The 17,178-nt window shown below is 57.6% G+C and carries 18 protein-coding genes; 11 read left to right on the forward strand and 7 right to left on the reverse strand.

Going from position 1 to position 17,178, the window contains the following annotated elements; all coding sequences use genetic code 11:
- Window positions 1-620: 620 nt before the first annotated feature.
- The gene (locus B2A78_RS18025; RefSeq protein ID WP_077731417.1) at window positions 621-1,904 is read right to left on the reverse strand and encodes an IS4 family transposase; all 1,284 of its coding nucleotides are present in this window, start codon (window positions 1,902-1,904) and stop codon (window positions 621-623) included.
- A gap of 363 nt (window positions 1,905-2,267) precedes the next feature.
- Here B2A78_RS18025 and csx16 point away from each other — a divergent pair, with 363 nt between their 5' ends.
- The 10 genes from csx16 (at window position 2,268) to B2A78_RS26165 (ending at window position 9,896) form a co-directional block, all read left to right on the forward strand.
- Window positions 2,268-2,558, forward strand: coding sequence for a CRISPR-associated protein Csx16 (gene csx16 / locus B2A78_RS18035; protein WP_077731421.1), 291 nt, complete (start codon window positions 2,268-2,270; stop codon window positions 2,556-2,558).
- 32 nt (window positions 2,559-2,590) lie between these two features.
- Window positions 2,591-3,838, forward strand: coding sequence for a CRISPR-associated ring nuclease Csm6 (gene csm6, locus B2A78_RS18040; protein ID WP_077731423.1), 1,248 nt, complete (start codon window positions 2,591-2,593; stop codon window positions 3,836-3,838).
- Between the two features lie 300 nt (window positions 3,839-4,138).
- Window positions 4,139-4,393 carry a hypothetical protein gene (locus B2A78_RS18045; RefSeq protein ID WP_077731425.1) on the forward strand — a complete coding sequence of 85 codons (255 nt, stop codon included), beginning with the start codon at window positions 4,139-4,141 and terminating at the stop codon, window positions 4,391-4,393.
- The gene (locus B2A78_RS18050; protein ID WP_077731426.1) at window positions 4,365-7,160 is read left to right on the forward strand and encodes a type IV secretion system DNA-binding domain-containing protein; all 2,796 of its coding nucleotides are present in this window, start codon (window positions 4,365-4,367) and stop codon (window positions 7,158-7,160) included. Before B2A78_RS18045 ends, B2A78_RS18050 begins: the two co-directional genes overlap by 29 nt.
- A gap of 83 nt (window positions 7,161-7,243) precedes the next feature.
- Window positions 7,244-7,915, forward strand: a complete 672-nt coding sequence (locus B2A78_RS18055; RefSeq protein ID WP_077731427.1) for a CsgG/HfaB family protein — start codon at window positions 7,244-7,246, stop codon at window positions 7,913-7,915.
- Window positions 7,916-7,983: 68 nt separating this feature from the next.
- Window positions 7,984-8,709 (forward strand): CsgG/HfaB family protein, encoded by a 726-nt coding sequence (locus B2A78_RS18060; protein WP_077731428.1) that lies wholly within the window; start codon window positions 7,984-7,986, stop codon window positions 8,707-8,709.
- A gap of 6 nt (window positions 8,710-8,715) precedes the next feature.
- Window positions 8,716-9,171: a cyclic-phosphate processing receiver domain-containing protein gene (locus tag B2A78_RS18065; RefSeq protein ID WP_077731429.1), complete on the forward strand. Its 456-nt coding sequence runs from the start codon at window positions 8,716-8,718 to the stop codon at window positions 9,169-9,171.
- A gap of 118 nt (window positions 9,172-9,289) precedes the next feature.
- Window positions 9,290-9,484, forward strand: coding sequence for a hypothetical protein (locus B2A78_RS18070; protein WP_077731430.1), 195 nt, complete (start codon window positions 9,290-9,292; stop codon window positions 9,482-9,484).
- A 65-nt stretch (window positions 9,485-9,549) separates the two neighbouring features.
- Complete coding sequence (locus tag B2A78_RS18075) at window positions 9,550-9,759, forward strand: transposase (RefSeq protein ID WP_077731431.1); 210 nt, start codon at window positions 9,550-9,552, stop codon at window positions 9,757-9,759.
- Complete coding sequence (locus B2A78_RS26165) at window positions 9,747-9,896, forward strand: hypothetical protein (RefSeq protein WP_168175473.1); 150 nt, start codon at window positions 9,747-9,749, stop codon at window positions 9,894-9,896. The genes B2A78_RS18075 and B2A78_RS26165 overlap by 13 nt, the downstream gene beginning before the upstream one ends.
- 54 nt (window positions 9,897-9,950) lie before the next feature.
- Here B2A78_RS26165 and B2A78_RS18080 read toward each other — a convergent pair whose 3' ends face one another.
- Window positions 9,951-10,184, reverse strand: coding sequence for an AbrB/MazE/SpoVT family DNA-binding domain-containing protein (locus tag B2A78_RS18080; RefSeq protein ID WP_077731484.1), 234 nt, complete (start codon window positions 10,182-10,184; stop codon window positions 9,951-9,953).
- A 578-nt stretch (window positions 10,185-10,762) separates the two neighbouring features.
- Between B2A78_RS18080 and B2A78_RS18085 the strand changes: the two genes are divergently transcribed.
- Window positions 10,763-11,932 (forward strand): Fic family protein, encoded by a 1,170-nt coding sequence (locus tag B2A78_RS18085; protein WP_077731432.1) that lies wholly within the window; start codon window positions 10,763-10,765, stop codon window positions 11,930-11,932.
- Between the two features lie 119 nt (window positions 11,933-12,051).
- Here the strand turns inward: B2A78_RS18085 and B2A78_RS18090 are convergent, their stop codons facing one another.
- From B2A78_RS18090 to B2A78_RS18110, 5 genes are all read right to left on the reverse strand, one after another.
- A complete protein-coding gene (locus B2A78_RS18090) occupies window positions 12,052-12,474 on the reverse strand; it encodes a hypothetical protein (protein ID WP_077731433.1) in 423 nt (140 codons plus the stop codon).
- Window positions 12,475-12,673: 199 nt separating this feature from the next.
- Window positions 12,674-13,492: a PFL_4669 family integrating conjugative element protein gene (locus B2A78_RS18095; protein WP_077731434.1), complete on the reverse strand. Its 819-nt coding sequence runs from the start codon at window positions 13,490-13,492 to the stop codon at window positions 12,674-12,676.
- A 90-nt stretch (window positions 13,493-13,582) separates the two neighbouring features.
- Window positions 13,583-14,842 carry an STY4528 family pathogenicity island replication protein gene (locus B2A78_RS18100; protein WP_077731436.1) on the reverse strand — a complete coding sequence of 420 codons (1,260 nt, stop codon included), beginning with the start codon at window positions 14,840-14,842 and terminating at the stop codon, window positions 13,583-13,585.
- Window positions 14,835-15,455, reverse strand: coding sequence for an STY4526/YPO1902 family pathogenicity island replication protein (locus B2A78_RS18105; protein WP_077731438.1), 621 nt, complete (start codon window positions 15,453-15,455; stop codon window positions 14,835-14,837). Before B2A78_RS18105 ends, B2A78_RS18100 begins: the two co-directional genes overlap by 8 nt.
- Window positions 15,448-17,172, reverse strand: coding sequence for a ParB family protein (locus B2A78_RS18110; RefSeq protein ID WP_077731439.1), 1,725 nt, complete (start codon window positions 17,170-17,172; stop codon window positions 15,448-15,450). The genes B2A78_RS18105 and B2A78_RS18110 overlap by 8 nt, the downstream gene beginning before the upstream one ends.
- Window positions 17,173-17,178: the final 6 nt, after the last annotated feature.

A 17,178-nucleotide genomic window follows, 5' to 3' on the forward strand; every position in this document is an offset into this window, starting at 1 on the left:
GCCGGAAAGAATGGCTAACAGAAGCAATAAACCAATGTGCTTTTGAGAGAGGCCGCGAAGGCCAATGCAGGCTCGTTCCCGGTCTGATCCGGATTGGGAACGCCGGTTCTGGAAGGCCGAGCTTCCCGAATTGCGCCAAACTGGCTGGCAGGGCGTGGCTACATAGTAACGATCCACCGGCAGAGCCGGTGGCTTTCGACGGCTGGCCCCTCAAAGGGGCCTGACCGCCATGGGGCAAAAGCCATATCGTCACCCCGGCAGGGAAGGGTGGCTCCGGCGCTCCCGGAGACACCGTTTGCGATTGGATTGCCGGGGTCCAGTGACCACGGATGGTTTCGACCGTTCACAATCCCTGTGAACTGGATTCATGCCGGGCTGTCCTGCCCGACACCCTTCGGGCGCGATGCGTGCAAACCGGCTGTCCTGCCGGTTTGTCCGGCACAAATCCGCCGGGAGCGGATTTGCATTTACCCGGAGGGCACCGGGCAGGACAGCCCGGTGTGAGTCCATGCCGGAATGACGGCCCAGCGAAATTGGGACAATACCTGACTCCCGGAAACGTCAAACTTTGCGAGTCCCCCGGCAGAGCCGCACTGCCATTAAGTTAAGGTTTGCCAGTCCTATAAACCGTGCTTTTTCTTGCGCTTATGGAAATTCAGCGAAACGCGGTCGGACGGCTTCCGACGCGGAGGGGAACGGTCTGGCCGGACCGTTACGGGGCTGGTCTGGAATAACTGAGTCAACCGTTCCAGCAGCGGCTCCACGTCGAGATCAGTGGAGAGCAATTCCAGAGCGGCCATCTTGATGGCATTGAAGGAGACCGAGCGGTTCACGGCTTGCGGATAACGGGTCGTCCTCGCGTCCAACCGGCCTTGGGCCGGTTCGGTCAGGATGGATTCCAAGCCCGACAGGTAAAGGGTGGCGTGGAAGTCCTGGCGCACGGCCTCGGCGCCGTTGCCCGTGAAGTTCTCCAATTCCAGCCGGGTCTTCAGCAAGCCGTAAAAGGTTTCAATCCCCCAACGCCAGGCATAGAGCGACCGGAATTCTGTCGTGGGATAGCGGGTGTCGTCGAGCAAGGAGGTGACCAGCACCTCCCACTCGCCCGTATCCAGCAGGACGCGCACAAACCTCGCCTGGACGGCTGCGGGCAGGCCAAGTTGGCGAACCAGACCGGCTTGCGCGGCGCACGGAACCAGCGTGACGACCTGGCTGTCAGCCCCTTCTCCCCGCATCATTCTTTGCGCAGGCCCGAATGAGGCCGCAGAACAGCGGATCACAAAATCCCGGCCGCGCTGGGCGAACTCCGCGAGCATCCGGTAGGACGCATAATTTCGGTCCATGACCAGGAGATCGCCAGGGCGGGTGTGGGGCAGGTGCGCCACGGCGAGATCCACTTCGTAAGCCTTGGCGCATCCCAGCGTCGCGTCCAACGCCACACGATTCAGGACATCAAACAGTACCGACGCCGTGGCGTAGGGGTGTTCTCCAAGCCGCCCCGCGTCCCGGCCATTCGTGTGGGGGAGTGTTCCGAACGCTTGCCTGACCTCCTCGGTGTTCGGCAGAATCAGCCGGGAGCCGTCCACCGCCAGAACGCGCATTCCCCAGAACGTCCGGTAGTCGCTTCCATACATCGCCCGCACCACGGCTTCCTCGTTCAGTTCGATGAAAGCCGTGTGGTTGAATTTGTAGCGGGCTTGCGAGTACGCGCTGGCCGTCACCGGGCGCTGCTCCAACCACGCCATGACCTCGTTCACCACGTTCTGGAGGGCCTTCACACTGTTCCGGAGCACCATCATCAGTACTAAACTGAACGGCAAGCTGCGCAATCGGGTGAAGGCTTGGTCCGTCGCCGAGTGCCGCCGCTTGAAAACCTCATCGCTGATTGTCTCGCGGCTCCGGTTCAACGCCTGCTTTTTTGTCCATGACGACCTCCAAATCCCTCTACGACCTTGACCGCTTCCAAAGGTTGCTTAACTTAATGGCCGTGCGGCAGAGCCGGGGGTTTTCCCGCGATAAATAAGCGCCGGAGTTCGGAAATCCGGGAATACCGCGTTCATCTCCAAAATCCGCTTTCCGCGGATCAACTCGGCTGTCGTTCTAACTCGAAAGGCTTGGTACGCACACCGGCAATCGCCGCTGGGTAGCCGCAAGCTTGTTTCGCCGTCCAAGGCATCAACTTTGATGCTGCGTTTGTGTAACATCTCGGCGAGTCCATGGGGCTTTCTCCCCATGGGTACGAGAGGGCATTTTCCGTAGGAGCATGATTCATGACGACCTATTTGGTGTCGCGACACAGTGGGGCACACGAATGGTTTGCGGAGCAAGGTGTGCCGGTGGACGTTCGTTTGGAACATCTGAATCCCGAAATCATTGGCGACGGAGATATCGTTATCGGATCTCTGCCGGTGCATTTGGCGGCCGAGGTGTGCGCCCACGGGGCGCGTTATATTCATCTGGTGCTCGACCTTTCTCCGGAAATGCGCGGCAAGGAGTTGACTGCGGAGGATATGCGCAAGGCTGGCGCGCGCCTGGAAGAATTCGTCGTCACCCGCCCTTGAGAATTGACGGTACTGTATTGGGGAACTATGGAATGTCTTTTCCGAGCGATTCCGAAACGAAGGTTTCCTTCCCGCATTTGAATCCTGCCAGTCCGGCATCCTATCCGCGGCGGCTGTTGTTGGCCGTGACAGGGCTTTCGCCGCAGGTCGTCACGGAGACGCTGTACCATTTGGCCTGTTGTCGCCCGGAGCCGTTTGTGCCCAGCGAGGTTTATCTTCTCACGACCGGGAAAGGTACGGAGGTGGCCGTGCACAGTTTGTTCGGCGAAGAAAAGAACCAGTTCCAGCGCTTTTGCGAAGATTACGGCTTGACCGGCCGGATCAGTTTTCGGCAGTCCCACATCGAGGCGATGACGAATGCGCGGGGAGAAGCCTTGCACGATATTGTCACGGAGGAAGACAGCGTGGCGGCAGGCGACGCCATCACCAATTGGATTCGGCGTTATACCCAAGACCCTGATTGTGCCGTGCATGTTTCCATTGCCGGCGGACGCAAGACCATGGGGTTTTATGCCGGTTATGCCCTGTCCTTGTTCGGCCGGGAGCAGGATCGCCTGTCCCATGTGCTGGTATCGCAACCCTTCGAAGCCAGTGAGGAATTTTATTTTCCACCCGTCCGCCCCCGGAAGATCAAGCTGCGCAACGGCGATCTGGTAGATACCCGCGAAGCTAAGGTGATGCTGGCTGAGATTCCTTTTGTTCGGTTACGCAAGCGGATTCCAGAGCCGCTGCTAGTGGAGGAATCCAGCTTCGCGCGGTTGGTCGAGGCGGCGCAGAGTGCCTTCGGTGCTGCGCGTTTGACCATTGTGTTTTCCCGGTGCAGCCTTGAGTGCGGGGATGTTTCTATGAAACTGCAGCCGCAGTTCCTCGCTTTTTATGCATGGCTGGCCTGGCGTCGATTGAAGGGACCGGGAAGCGGGGAAATTCATAGTTCGGAGTTGCAACCGGCCGATACGGAGGCATACCGGGCGATTTACCGGAAGATTGTCAGTGCCATGGATGATCATGCCCCGGAGCGTCGGCGCGATACTGGGCGTCGGCTTCGAATAGAGACAAACGATGCTAGAAAACGCCGGGCGTTCTTCGAGGAAGCCCGGAGCCGCATCAATAAGACTTTGGAGGACAGCTTGGGGGATGCGTGGGAATATTACGGTATAGCCATTACGGAAAAGCGCCCGAGACGCGGCGCGGACGGGCAGATTAATGCCCACAACCGGTTGGTGAAGTATTTCGTGCCCTTGCCGCCGGAGCAGATCGATTGGGAGGAACTGCCTGAGTAAACGCTTATTCCCCAGCCATGCCGTCGAGGAAAAAGAAACAGCGACCTTCTAGCGAGGACGCTGTGAGCCGGCTCGCACGCCCACGACGCCCATGGGTTACGGGGCGACACCGGCCCCCTCATTCGATATTTCGGATTGGCAACCCGGTGAACAAAAGCGTAATCAAGGCCCCCCAGTTCCTTCGACTGCGTCGCGTCTCGATAGGATCGCAATATCTATGATTCTTAAAATAAATGCCTTTGGCATGAAGTGTGATTTCATGTGCCGGCATCCTTCCATTGAACATCTTTAGGAGGTTTTGTGAGTCGCATCGAAGCCGTCCCGATTTTCGAAGAAAAAGATGAAACCCGTACTCAGGAAGGCATCCGGATGGAGGAAAAGAGTTTGTTCCGGATCTCCGAGAATCGGGAGCGGGGCTGTTTCGAGGTAATGTTCACCATCGAACTGAGCGGGATCGAGCTTCCCGCCTCCTGGCAGAGAGTGGGTGCCGTGCCGTCCTGGGTGATCGATTCCAAAGGGGAATTACGTGGCAAGCGGTTTTTTTCGGAGAAGTGAAACCGCCGCTCAGGCGCTGGATTCGCTCTTCGCCGTTCTGGAGAGCGGACAGTCGATCGAACTCGTCTACCGGGGCGGCCTGGACGGTGGGCTCGCCACATTTTTCCTACAAGTGCGCGGCAAGACGCGCGGTGCTACGGCAAAGGATGCGGCGGACAATGCTCGCCGGCTGAAACAAAATCTGGATTTGGTCTTGAGCGCTCAGCCGGGATTGCGTTTCGACGACGGAATTTCCAAAGACCGCGCGGCCGACGTTCGCCCGGCAAAGTGGCGTGGACGCCTCCATCCCCATGGCATGCTCGTCAGTGCCCAACAAGCCTTGAAAGGTCTGCCGAAAGAAGCGCCGCTGCCTGCCGTGCTGATTTCTCCGAACATAACGGCTGCAGCTTCCGGTTTGTCGGTCATCGACACCGTGCTGGCCAGTCCGCAAGCTGTTGAAATCGTCGTGTCGATAGAACCGCGGCGCTTGGATGAGCAGGCTATACAACAGGTAATAGGCATCCTGCAGGCCATAGATCAGGGAAAAGCCGCCTATTTCACGCTGCCCGAGCGGCGCAAGATATCCGCCGAGGAGCGTGAAATCCTGGTAGCGGGACTGAAACAGCACTTGCAGCGCTGGCTCATTCATCCTTCGGGGGTCGAACTGAACTGTACCGTTTTTTCCCGCGAGCGACCTTCCGAGACATTGATGGCCATGCTCGGCAAGGCCCTGTTTCCGAACCAACCCCTGGCTCTGTCGATCGAGCCATTTGTGCCAGGCTTATCCCCATCCCATTTGAACGGAGAAGAATACGGCGCGCTCGATCTGCGCCGAGGCGTCAATGCCACAGGCGAGTTTCCGAACTTGTTTCCGCGCCCGGAGCAGTTGGCGGATGCTGGCGCCAAGCGTTGTTATCCCCGTCCGTCGGGCGAGCTCGCATCGGCGGGGCTGCGTCTCGGAGTTGCCGGGGATCGGGAGGTTTACCTTGGGCAGGCGGACCGGGGCCGCCACACTTATGTCATCGGCGCCACCGGCAGCGGCAAGTCCACCTTGCTGTACAACATGATCATCCAGGATATCGCCCACGGCCATGGGGTATGCCTCATCGATCCGCATGGCGATCTTTACCGGGAGGTGTTGGACGCCATTCCGGCCCATCGTGCCAAGGATGTGGTGCTCATCGATCCCTGTGATTTTGAACGTGCCGTCGGCATCAATTTCCTGGAATGCAACAGTCCTTATCCCCAAGTGCAGATGAACCTCATCGTCAACGAGATGATCAAGATTTTCGATCGCCTCTATGACTTGCGCCTGACCGGCGGGCCCATGTTCGAACAGTATATGAGGAACGCACTGCTGCTGGTGATGGACAACGACGTGCCGGGAACCCTCATGGACGTGCCGCGGTTGTTCGAGGACAAGGCGTATCGGGATTACTTAAAGGGCATCTGCAAAAATCCCTTGGTGGTGCGGTTCTGGAGCGAACAGGCGGAACGCGCCGGCGGGGAAGCCGCGCTGGCGAACATGACGCCCTACATTACTTCGAAACTGAACCAGTTCACCCACAATGCGTTGCTGCGTCCCATCATCGGCCAGCGCAGAACCACAATCGATTTCCGGCAGATTATGGACCATCGGCAGATCCTCTTGGTGAACCTCTCCAAAGGACTGCTCGGCGAACTTGACATCCAGATGTTGGGTATGATCCTGATCGGCAAGCTGTTTTTCGCGGCGATGGGACGTATCGACGTGCCGGAGGCGGATCGCACCCCGTTTCACTGGTATATCGACGAGTTCCAGAATTTCACCACTGACGGCGTGGAGCATTTGTTGAGCGAGTCCCGGAAGTTCGGCATCCGCCTGACGCTGGCCAACCAGAATCTGGCCCAGCTGAATCGGGGCTACGGTCGGGACAATCTCTTGGAGTCCGTGCTGGGCAATGTCGGGAATCTGCTCTTCTTCCGCGTGGGGCCGGCAGATGCGGCAAAACTGGAAACCTATACTCGCGCGGACCTCGATGCCCAGGATCTGCAGTATCTGCCGGATTTCCACGCTGCCGCGCGACTGCTCATGCGCAATGCACCGCAGCGGCCGTTTGTGTTTCGGACGCTGCCGACGCAAGAACGGATGGTGACCGTGCAGGCTGCCAGATTGGTTCGGGATACCATTCTGGAAAATGGCCGGCGCTATACCCGTTCCTCGTCGGAGGTTGAGAAAGAAATTATCGATCGGGCTCAAAGGTCAGCCGACGAATTCGCGCGGCAGGATCGCATCGATGCCATTACCGAAATACTCCGAGAAAGCAGCACGAACGCAGAATGTACGATTTTTTCTAGCGGCGAGTTGCGAAGGATGTCGAAGCGCGAACTGCTTGCAGTGTCTACCAATAAGGTTTGCTTTAAGAAATGGAGCACCTATGCAGAGTTGCATAAGGCGGGAATGGCCAACCTCACGCTGGGCGAGTTGACCGCATACTCCAGGGAAGATCTGCTCGGCAGGAATTTCGAGCCGGTATCCGTCGATGATATTTGCATGCTGCTTTGTGAGGTGGGCCTGGCCTTGGCCGAGGACTCATCATCCAAGATAGGCACCCTGGAATCATCGACGCAAGATCCGCAAGAAAAAAAAGATGATAAAGATGATCAGGAAGAAACATCAGCCGAAGAGTCGACTTCCATCCCCATCAGTTCTGTTAAGAGCGACGACGAATTACGCCAGGAAATCATCGATGAATGGGTCAAAGACCTTGAAGAAATCGAGCGGGAAATGAGCCGCGACCAGGAATAAAAATGAATCCCACTATTGAACTCCAACCGGATTCAAAAATTGCTATTCACACCTAATCACCTCGCTTCTTGGAGCGGAAGTCAGTGACAGCGCTGAAAAGAAATGGCTTCGTGCGCGTCGGATTGACGTTGTGGCTGCTGCTCATGGGAGCAGTTGCCTTCGGAACGACGGACGGTCCCATTGTCTTGGTTCCGCCGTTCGAGAACCTATCCTCCGTGAAGCGGATGGTCGAATATCAGGTTGCCACCGGTCACGACCCCGATCAGCCGCAGCGGTCCTTTGTGGTGGACCGCTTTTCGGAGGGGCTTCGCGGCTTTCTGGAGGACATTTTGCTAAGCATGGGCGCGACCATGGTGGAGCGGCAGCGAGTGGATGCCATACTGCTCGAAACCGAGTTTGGCCGATTGAGCGGCCTCGTGGATACCGAGCAGGCCATCGAGTTGGGGAAGATGCTTGGGGCCACTACCATCGTCATGGGAACCATCCAGGACGTGCATGAAAGCCAAAGGAATTTTTCCGGATATGGCATCAGCTCCAGCATCAACCAGCTGATCGGGACCGTGCGCATCCGCCTGATCGACATTGCTTCCGGTCAGGTGGTCTATTCCAGAATGGTGGAAGGCTCAGCGATGACCCATTCCTCCAGGGCGGGAACGACGCAGAACGAAGACGCGGTTTTTCAAGTGTTGCGTGCCGCGTTGGAAACGCTTCGAACCGATGAAATTCTGCGTCGGCATCTCCTGGCCTTGGAATGACGCTATCGTGTTGATCGAAAAAGGTGAAGCGAATTCGAAAAGAAAAATCAGCTTGATGGGGGATGGTAATGGGCAAGGTTCTGAAATCGACGACCATCGCGGCAATAATGATGATGGCACTGGTAGTCCTGGTAGGTTGCGCCGCCCCTCGGCCCACCATCACCGTTCAGGGCGCGCCAGCCCCTTCATTCAATCCGAATGCGATTACCAAGCTGGCGGTGGTGGTCGCGCCGATTCGGCAGAGCCCGCTCCGCTTCGTCGAGGATGAAATCGTCGCGCAACTCATGCGTAAAGGCTACAGCCTGGCCACGCGTTCCGACATGGAATCCATCCTGCGCGAGATGCAGTTCCAGCATTCGGGGCTGACCCAGGCCGACGCTGCACGGTTGGGACGTTTGCTCAACGTACCCGCGCTTTTGCTGGTGGAAGTCACTCACTTGAGCGGTGTCGGAAACGGCTTTGCGGGCTACCAGCCGCCAGCGGCTGTCTTGTCCGCCCGTCTGGTTCAGGTTGAGCAGGGGGAGATCCTCTGGGCCGCTTCCGCGTCTTACCACTCGACGCCGGATGCGCCGATGGGAAGCCCGTCCTTTTACGGCAACGTGCAGGTGAATCGCCCCGGATTCGGTTTTGCGTCGGTTACGCCTTGGATGACGCCGGCCGCACCTGGCTATCCCTTTCGCCACAACTCGGGCGATGGCGTCGAAATATTGCGGACTCTCGCGATGCGGATCGCCGAAGCGTTTCCGCCGAGAACGGCTGTTCCGTCTTACTCCGGGGATGTGACGCAAAAGTGAGGACCCATGGCGAGTTTGACCCGAAACATCCCTTCCTATCTGCGCCTATTGATCGTCGAGGATAACGAGGAGCGCCTCGAATGTTTCCGATCCTGGTTGCCGGAAGACGTCAGACCGGTCGTGGCGACTAGCGCAGGACGGGCGATCGGCATCGTACAGCGGGATCGTGGAACGGTCTATGCGGGAATTCTGTTGGATCATGATTTGGTCGAGCAAATCGTAGCCGACGGGGAACAACGTTTCTCCGGTACACACGTGACCGATGCCATCATCACACACATCTCCGTGGATGTTCCGATTCTCGTCCATTCCATGAATTTCGGGAGAGCTACAGCGATGGTTTCGAAACTCGAACATGCCGGTTTTTGGGTAACGCGTGCTCCCATGAGTTCCTTGACTCAGGAGAAACTCGGGGCGTGGCTGGAAGACGTTCGTGCTATCAGGCGAATCGTGGAGAGATGACGGGAAACGGATAACAGAGGCTACTCACTAGCGACCGCGTTTTCTTGATATATCTGCAATTTCGGGTGTGAAGACGGTTTAACGTTAACTTATTCAACATCGACTGGAGGAAGTCTTTATGGCTGACAAAGAAATCGGCACGGTTGAATCCCAGGCAGGCAAATACCGGGTATTGTGGAACGATAGAAGCGGGAAGGTATACGTGAAGAAGATGGCCGCGTTCCTTGCAGGGTGGGAGCGATGCGATGCGACCGCAAGAACAGCTGCAAATGCTGTTGATGTCGCGGCCGCCTATGTACGCAGCGAGGGCTGAACAAAGCGCAGTTTGAAATCCCCATAAATCAAGTTGCAAAATCAATTTTGTGGGGAGCTGTGCCGATGCCAAAGTGTACCGCGGAAACGATAGAATTTGGGCGTCTCGGACGCCGGGTGATCGAGGCGAATTTTTCGGGGGGCGCCATCAGTTCGGATGGCGGGTTGCTTCTGTTGCGCCAAGTGGATCGGTACGTCGGTTTGTCCCAAGCGGTAGCCGAGGCGCTGCACGATCCCTGCGATCCGGAGCGGATTTTCACCCCTTGCGCGATTTGATCGCCCAACGGCCACGCGTTGTGGTCGATGCCAAGCGCGAGCAAGCCAGGCGCTATGATGAGCGTTTCGAATTTGAACGATTCCCCGATGCCTCGCTCACCTTGTGGTCGCCCATGGCAGCCATAGCCAAACTGTGAACCGGCACATCGAATAAGTGTGGACAAGAGGGGTTAGTATCGATGTATACCATGTCAGTCGTCGCCGCGGGTCAGGGCAATAATTTCATCCGCGCTCATCTTCACTGTGGCGACACCGCGGAGGAGGGCAAAGCGGCTCATGGGCTCCTTGGTTTCGGTAGGGAGGCGCGGCACTTGTTCCTCTTCCGTCGCCTTGGACCCCACCGCACTGCCAGGTTTCAGACCAAGCAGATCCCGAACGGGTTTCGGATTGGCGAACTGCCCTCTACGAGGCACTGTTGTACTCATGAATCGGCCCCGACGTAATACATTGAACCAGAAGAGTATTAGCTCTATCCGAGCATCGCCAGCCATCCGTGGGAACATTCCGGGCGGCTGTTTACGGCCAAGCAACACTCTCCGCGGGAAACCTTGCCATTTGCCGTTTTCGTAATGCCAAAAGGGCTTGACCGCCGGCAGGCTTTGCAAAAAGCCGTAATAATGCCATTGAGTTTTTAGGGTTTCTTATTCTGGGGCTGTGCCACTGGCACAGATCAGGGGGCATCTCTTGTACCTGGCGGTGGATCGTCTTCCCTTCGATGAGCGTCTTTTCAAAAGCGATGCCGGATGGACATTCTGAAACACGGCAACGCCATTACAGACCGCGCGTGAGCTCGCCGAGAGAGGAACTTTTCGCACGCGCTGCATGACGGCTAAAAGCGAACCGCACCGGCGGTTGGCCAGGATTGGTCGACGGCCCGCTCATGTACGGAAACTCCTAAGTATCTGAGGCGGACATTGTTAAGGACATCGTGGTGGCATAATGAGATATATATGTATGATAGTAAATTAATTTTTTAACTCGACTGAGCGACATATTTAAGGACATGCTCGACTTCGCCAATTGTGAACTGCGCATCGAAACGCAACGTTTCGGTCCATTCACCTTTCAGGTAGGCATCAATCCCGGCGAAGTGGAAACCGCATTGCTGCGTGTCATCGATGCTCATGAGCGTTTTGTCGAGTCGCCGTTATCGCAAGTGGCGAACCGGCTCGAGCGCGAAGTGATCGCGAGCAGCGTTTTCGGCACCAACAGTATTGAAGGCGGTACGCTGACCGAGGAGGAAACAGCCGAAGTCTTGGAAATCGAACCGGCAAGGGTAAAGGACATCGAACAACGTCGCGTCGTGAATATCAAAGCGGCGTACGATCTCGCCCGACAAGCTTCCGAGATCCCGGACTGGCAATTGAACCTAGACTTTATTTGCCGGGTCCATGCAGCCATTACTCGCGATTTACCTCATCAATACAACCAACCGGGGCAGTTTCGAGATAATCCCAAGGGAATCGTCACGCAAGTCGGCGATGCTGCCCACGGCGGAAAATACAAGCCTCCGCAATATGGTGGGGACATTCACCTGCTGATGGCGAAACTCATCGAATGGCACGAATGCCTTGTCGAAGCCGGCGTGCCGCCTTTGATACGGGCGCCGCTGATTCATCTCTATTTCGAATGGATTCATCCGTTTTGGGACGGCAACGGCCGTGTCGGGCGCGTCATCGAGGCGACCCTGTTGAGAGCTGGCGGATTTCGATACGCTCCTTTTGCCTTGGCCCGGTACTATCTCGAAGAAATCGATCAATATTTCACCTTGTTCAATGTCTGCCGCAAGGCGGCCGAAAAGCACCACTCGTCACCCAACTTGCCCTTCGTTGCGTTTCACCTGGAGGGGATGCGCGCTGTCATCAACCGGCTGCATCAACGTGTCAACCGAATGGTCGGCGTCTTGCTTTATGAGGCTCAAGTCAAAAGACTTTACGACCAGAAAGAGCTGAACGTGCGCCAATACGCCATCTTGACGCAATTGATCGCCATGGGTCCGATACGGGCGGAAGAACTGCGGAGAGCGCCCTGGTACGAAGCGCTTTATCTGAAGCGCAACGACAAAACCCGGCAAAGAGACATGAGAAAACTGCGCGAAATGGGGCTCATCGTTGTTGACGCGAAGAACACGATCTGGCCGGGCTTCCTTCGACCGCCCGACGGCGAAAGGTAGCGGCAGACCGAAACTCATGGCCTCCTCTACGGCGCTGAGAACTCGGCAGCATCTTTCACCACGGGTTCGGACAACCGTCCATTGCGCCAAACGGTGACAAAAAGTCCAAATGACACCGATTATTCCATGATGCCCGATTTCAGTCCCTGGAAGGCTTTCAACTGATCGGCATATCGTTCCAACCGCCGCAGCTCGGCGAAGCAAACCGAGTGCCACAGGTTCAACTCGAGCAGCATTTGATGAAACCGGAAATACTGGCGTTGTACTGCCGGAGGTTGGGCTCGCAACAATTTCAGTCCAGCCCCGCTTTCCAACTGCAGATAAGGTTGTTGTCCTTTGACGCCGGATTTGCGCCAGCGTAAATAGACCGCGCCGGTCTTGAGTTTTTGAACGCTCAGATGCATCGGCCAGGGGGCACGGAAGATGTGCTTGAATTCGTCCGAGACTGCGTACATGGCGGCCATGATTTCGTCGAGTTCCTGACGGAGCCGGTGAATGCGGTTCCATACCTCGGTTTTGCCGGTGGGCTTTCGTTCGTACATCCAAGGACAACAGGCGACATCGAGTCTTATGGGTTTACGTGTTTTCAGGCTGTGCCACTGGCACATCTCGGAAATGGCCGCACTTGCCCTTATCCCTTAAAAAGGTAAAAGCCTTTTAAAGGGGCTATCCGGTCCATATCTACCCGATCCGCTTCGAGTCATGGGTACCCATGACATGATTCAGAGAGCATGCGTTCGATCAGTGCGAACTCGCCGTTTCCTTCGATTCACCGGAAGGCGGCTTCCGGCGCTGCTTCACCTTCGCCACAATCAGGGCCTGCTCGGTCAGGCCGAGCTTTTCGGCGCCTTGAGCGACAGGATCGATTGACGTGGCATTGCGCCGAAGGTTCGGGGCAACGCGTGCCCGGCACGTTGCATCCAGAATCGTTTCCGGCAACTTGCCCATGAGATCTCTGGCTCTTTGAGCGGCTTGGTTCATTTGCCTGAGGTCCTCGCGGGTGACACCGGTGTAGCGCCAAACGGCCGCCAGGTTGAAGGTATGGCGGATGCCGCGGCCGGCACTCTGAATGATGTTTTGGCTCTTGTCGCGATCGATCAGGGCGAAATGCCGGGCGGTCAATACCGCACGCATCAGGGCATCGTAATCGGCGATCAGGTAGGCACCCATGTACCCGTAGGGATTGGAGAATTGCAGAGAAACGCGGATAGGCTCCAGGGAATGAGCGACATCGATCTTGACCCCGGAGATGCCGTCCAACACCTGCATCAGCACGTTCTGCTTCTCGGCCATGTATGCGCGCGAGGCTTCGATGGCCTGCTCGATCTTCAGCAGATACCAGTCCGCATAGGGGTCGTCGAATTGCGCCGACAGCCAAAGTTGGCGCATCCGGCGGCCGAAGGACAACAGCCCGATGATCGCAGGCGCTTTGTCATTGCCGGACTCTCGACCATGCACCAGCCTCTGCGCTTGCCGGGTCTGGATCTCCAGAAACGCCTCGCTGCGCAAAGCCCCGGGTTCGACGCGTCGCTCGGCCATTGTGCTCTCTTTGTCGTTCATCGCTCTACCTCCCCAGAATACCGAACCGGGAATCGATCGGTTGCCGGCCTTCAGAACAGCTGTGCCAGTGGCACAGCAGCCAATTTCCCCTCAATCATTCTTGCCTTTCTTGGCCACCCAGTTGTCATGGATCGCGTTCAACCGTCGAGTCAGCAAATGCGCGGATTGTCCGGCCGTCTGCCCGATCGCCTGATTCCGCGCCAGATCCTTTTCGTTCCGCTGCCGTTCGCGTTCTCGCAACTGCCGATATTTGAGTCCTAAGCTGGTGAGAGGACTTTGTCCCTCGGCCAGGCGTCCGCACATCCAGTGCAGATATCCCAGCGCGTTGCGGATAGGCTTGTCGGTCTCCCGCTTGGCGTGGATTTGTGCGGCCAACTCGTCCAAAAGGGCCTGGCGGTCGGCTCCGGTCAGGGGGCGCAGGTATTCCCAGGCCAGACGCCGTTCGTCGTCGCTGAATTCGCTAGGAAAGATCAGCGCGGGATCGATCGGCTCGCGCGCGTGCGCGGAATTCGTCGAATCTTCGAGGGCATGAAACGTAGTAGCAGTTTTTTTATTTAAACTACTACTACATAGGACCGAGTTAAGTTTTTTTCCTGCGCCGGAAAGTCCCTGATTTTCCGCAGGATTTTTATCCAAGTTCAAATTTTGAACTCGGCGCGGTGCATCCGAGTTCAATTCCTTAACCAGGGCCGCCGAGTTCGAATTTTGAACCGGGCCGGCTGATTCCGGCCGTTGATGGATTCGGCGGATTCGCTCCGGGTGGGCCGCGTACAAATCTTCTTCTCCATGGGTGAATCGCATCACCGGCGAGCGGCTTGCCGTGAGGTCTTCCTGCCGGCGGATTCGATGGCGGACCGTTTCCAGGACGGCATGGGCCACCATGGCGACGCGTGGATGATGATGGGATTCGAGTCCTTCCAGGAACTCGAGATAGCTTCCGTCCAGGGCGATGGTATCGCCCAAGGGCAGGACCTCGTCGTGAACCGCATAGACGTTGCCCTTGAACCGTCCCGACTCGTCCCGAAGACAATTGCATAGGGAAATCCAGCGGGCTGCCCGCAGGATCAGGATGCACCGGGCCACCGTCGGACGCGAGAGACGCAACAGGCGCTGGATTTCGTCGTAGGACGGGAAACGACTCAGCCCTTGCGCGGACAGGCAGATTCGGATCAGGAGATAAACCCGGACATCCACCGCTTCAAGGACGGGGTCCAAGGTCAAGGCCCTGGGGATGGAATCATGCCAATTGCCGAGAAACAGCAAGGCATCGGTGTCGGGCTCGGTGGCGGTGCCTCGGCGGGATTCCTCGATCAGCCGCCGCATGCGTTCGGTGAGCGACTCGTCAGCCATCGCGACCCTCCGAGGCGAACGGCTTGTCCCTTCCATTCATTGAGGACGCTTCGTCCAGAATGGGGGTCAGACCGGTGGCTTCCCATTCCTTGATCAAGGCCCAGATCGCCCGGATTTCGGCCCGAGTAGCCCGATGGACCGCCATGAGCCGATCGCGTAAGTCCGTCAGGGCGTCCGATTCCAGCCAAGCCCGCCAGATGGCTTTCTGTTGATCTTCGGGCGGTTTCTCGGTGCGTCCGATTCCGAGATCGGAGAGGCCCAGCAGTTTGCGGTACCCGCTGTAGGCGGGTTTGTTCAGCCCGAACAGTTCGTTCATGACACTGAACGACGCACCCGCCACGATCATGTCCATGCAGAGTCGCCGCTCCTCGGCTCGGCGCTGAAGGATCCGAAACGCCGTATTCAGTGCATCGGGATCGAAGCAAACGGTCATGATGCGTCCGTTCATGCCGAGCGCCAGTTCATGGAGCGCTTCCAGGGAGAGGTTCCGAATGCGGTCGACCTGCTCAGGTCGGAGGCCGAGGCTCAGGGCCGTGGCATAGTCCTCTGCGGACGCCAGACGTGCGACATAGAGCAGGGTTTGGAGATTATATTCGGCGTGGACGTTATCCATCGTCTTTCCTCTCGATTTCGGCCAAGAGAGCACGCATCCGTACCTGTTCGACGGTGATGCATTCCCATAAATCGCTTTCCCGGAATTGTTTGCGCAGCGTTCGGCAGCATTCCATCAGCAGCAATAGATCGTGAAACACCTGATCGGAAATCTGACGGGACAGCAGAAAATGAAGCGGGAGTTCCAGAATCCCGGGCGGTTTATCGACGATCTCGAAAATCATATGTTCCTGCCCGTCCCGAAGCAGAACCGGCAGCCGAAGGCTATTTGGTGCCAGGGCTAGCCGTTCCTCGCTGGCCGATTGCTCGGACAGCCCGAGCAGCAGCCACCACCCGTACCAGGACTGATCGTCCCGGAAGTTTCTATCGGGTAAGTCGAGCACGAAACCATACCCGCTTTTCCAGGGGTGCACCGCCTCCTTGAAGCCGAGGCCCTGGGCGATTTTCAGCGCCAGAACGTAGGCCCGGCTGCGGAGTGATTTCAAATCGGTCTCCCTGGGCAAGCGTCGCGGTTCCGTATTCAGACGCTCGTCGAGAAAGAGCGCCGGCTCCGCATCGGTTTCGTGCCTCGAGAACAAGGGCTGATCGTTTGCGTTCGAATCGGGACCTCGATCGCTGTCGGCGTTTGACCGATCGGACTCCAATGCGGCCGTCGCAGCCGTACGCGCCGGACCATCGGCGTCGGGAATCGGTTGCGCTTTGGCTACCGGGGGCTTCGATTGTCCCCCATGGGTATCGTTACCGGTGCCTGAACGCCGTTCTTTCTGACCCAATGCAGCGACATCCGATTGCGCGCCACCCGGGATTTCCCGGTCCGCCATGGCTTCGTCCCGCTCCTCCGAGGTTTCATGAAGGAGCGCATCCACTTCGATTCGAATGCGATTCAGCGGACGGCCGCACAATTCCGCGAGCCGGCGGTCGAGTTCGCGCCGTACCGCCGTTAGGTCCAGCGTATCGCCGTCTTGCGCGGCCAGCACGTCGGCAAACCAGGGATCGAGGGCGGGAAGCGGCGCGGGTGCGGACGCTGACAGCGAACGATGCACGACCCGATAGGCCTGCTCGATATCGCGGAGCCGGTCGATCTGATGGCGTCCCAATCCTCCCCGTAATGCCCTTGGAATCAAGGGTTCCAGAACTTCGGCGGCGTATTCGTAGCGGATCATCTGGCGGCGCGAGATCGTGTAGCCCATGGCAGCCAGCCGGCGCTGAAATTCGCTGCGGGACAATCGGTAACCGCTTTCCTGTTCCAATTGCATCTGGAGATCCTTCAAGGCCACGGCCTTGTCGATCAGCAGCATCTCGCCGCGCAGTTCGTTTTCGATCAGATGGGCGCTGAGGACGTGACTTTCGGATTGCCAGGGAACGAAGAGGCAGTGCACTCGGCGAAATGACTCATGCTGTGTCTCTTGCCACAGTTCCTTAAGGATCATCAGCCGAGTGTTGCCGCCGGACTCCACCATGAAGAGTTCGTCACCGGGGCGCCGGGTCACGGTGAGTGGATTGTTGAGGCCGCCCTGGGCACGGATCGAGTCCTTGATGTCGTGATAACGGGGGTTGATTTCGCGCCGGGGATTGCGGTCGTACGGCTTGATCCGCTCGATCTCCAGGAACATTTGGGTCGTAGTGAGTGGATCGGTAGTGGGCAAATCCCGGCTGGTACCGAAGTTTCCCTCCAATAAGAGGCCGCGCACATCGGGGATGGTAGTCTTGCGGCTCATGGCGCG

The organism is Methylocaldum sp. 14B (assembly GCF_002005105.1).
Taxonomy (GTDB): domain Bacteria; phylum Pseudomonadota; class Gammaproteobacteria; order Methylococcales; family Methylococcaceae; genus Methylocaldum.

Coding starts and splice junctions, on each gene's coding strand:
- csx16 (WP_077731421.1), top strand. CDS start 2,268: ATGACGACCTATTTGGTGTCGCGACACAGTGGGGCACACGAATGGTTT.
- csm6 (WP_077731423.1), top strand. CDS start 2,591: ATGTCTTTTCCGAGCGATTCCGAAACGAAGGTTTCCTTCCCGCATTTG.
- B2A78_RS18060 (WP_077731428.1), top strand. CDS start 7,984: ATGGGCAAGGTTCTGAAATCGACGACCATCGCGGCAATAATGATGATG.
- B2A78_RS18065 (WP_077731429.1), top strand. CDS start 8,716: ATGGCGAGTTTGACCCGAAACATCCCTTCCTATCTGCGCCTATTGATC.
- B2A78_RS18070 (WP_077731430.1), top strand. CDS start 9,290: ATGGCTGACAAAGAAATCGGCACGGTTGAATCCCAGGCAGGCAAATAC.
- B2A78_RS18075 (WP_077731431.1), top strand. CDS start 9,550: ATGCCAAAGTGTACCGCGGAAACGATAGAATTTGGGCGTCTCGGACGC.
- B2A78_RS18080 (WP_077731484.1), bottom strand. CDS start 10,184: ATGAGTACAACAGTGCCTCGTAGAGGGCAGTTCGCCAATCCGAAACCC.
- B2A78_RS18085 (WP_077731432.1), top strand. CDS start 10,763: ATGCTCGACTTCGCCAATTGTGAACTGCGCATCGAAACGCAACGTTTC.
- B2A78_RS18090 (WP_077731433.1), bottom strand. CDS start 12,474: ATGTACGAACGAAAGCCCACCGGCAAAACCGAGGTATGGAACCGCATT.
- B2A78_RS18095 (WP_077731434.1), bottom strand. CDS start 13,492: ATGAACGACAAAGAGAGCACAATGGCCGAGCGACGCGTCGAACCCGGG.
- B2A78_RS18100 (WP_077731436.1), bottom strand. CDS start 14,842: ATGGCTGACGAGTCGCTCACCGAACGCATGCGGCGGCTGATCGAGGAA.
- B2A78_RS18105 (WP_077731438.1), bottom strand. CDS start 15,455: ATGGATAACGTCCACGCCGAATATAATCTCCAAACCCTGCTCTATGTC.
- B2A78_RS18110 (WP_077731439.1), bottom strand. CDS start 17,172: ATGAGCCGCAAGACTACCATCCCCGATGTGCGCGGCCTCTTATTGGAG.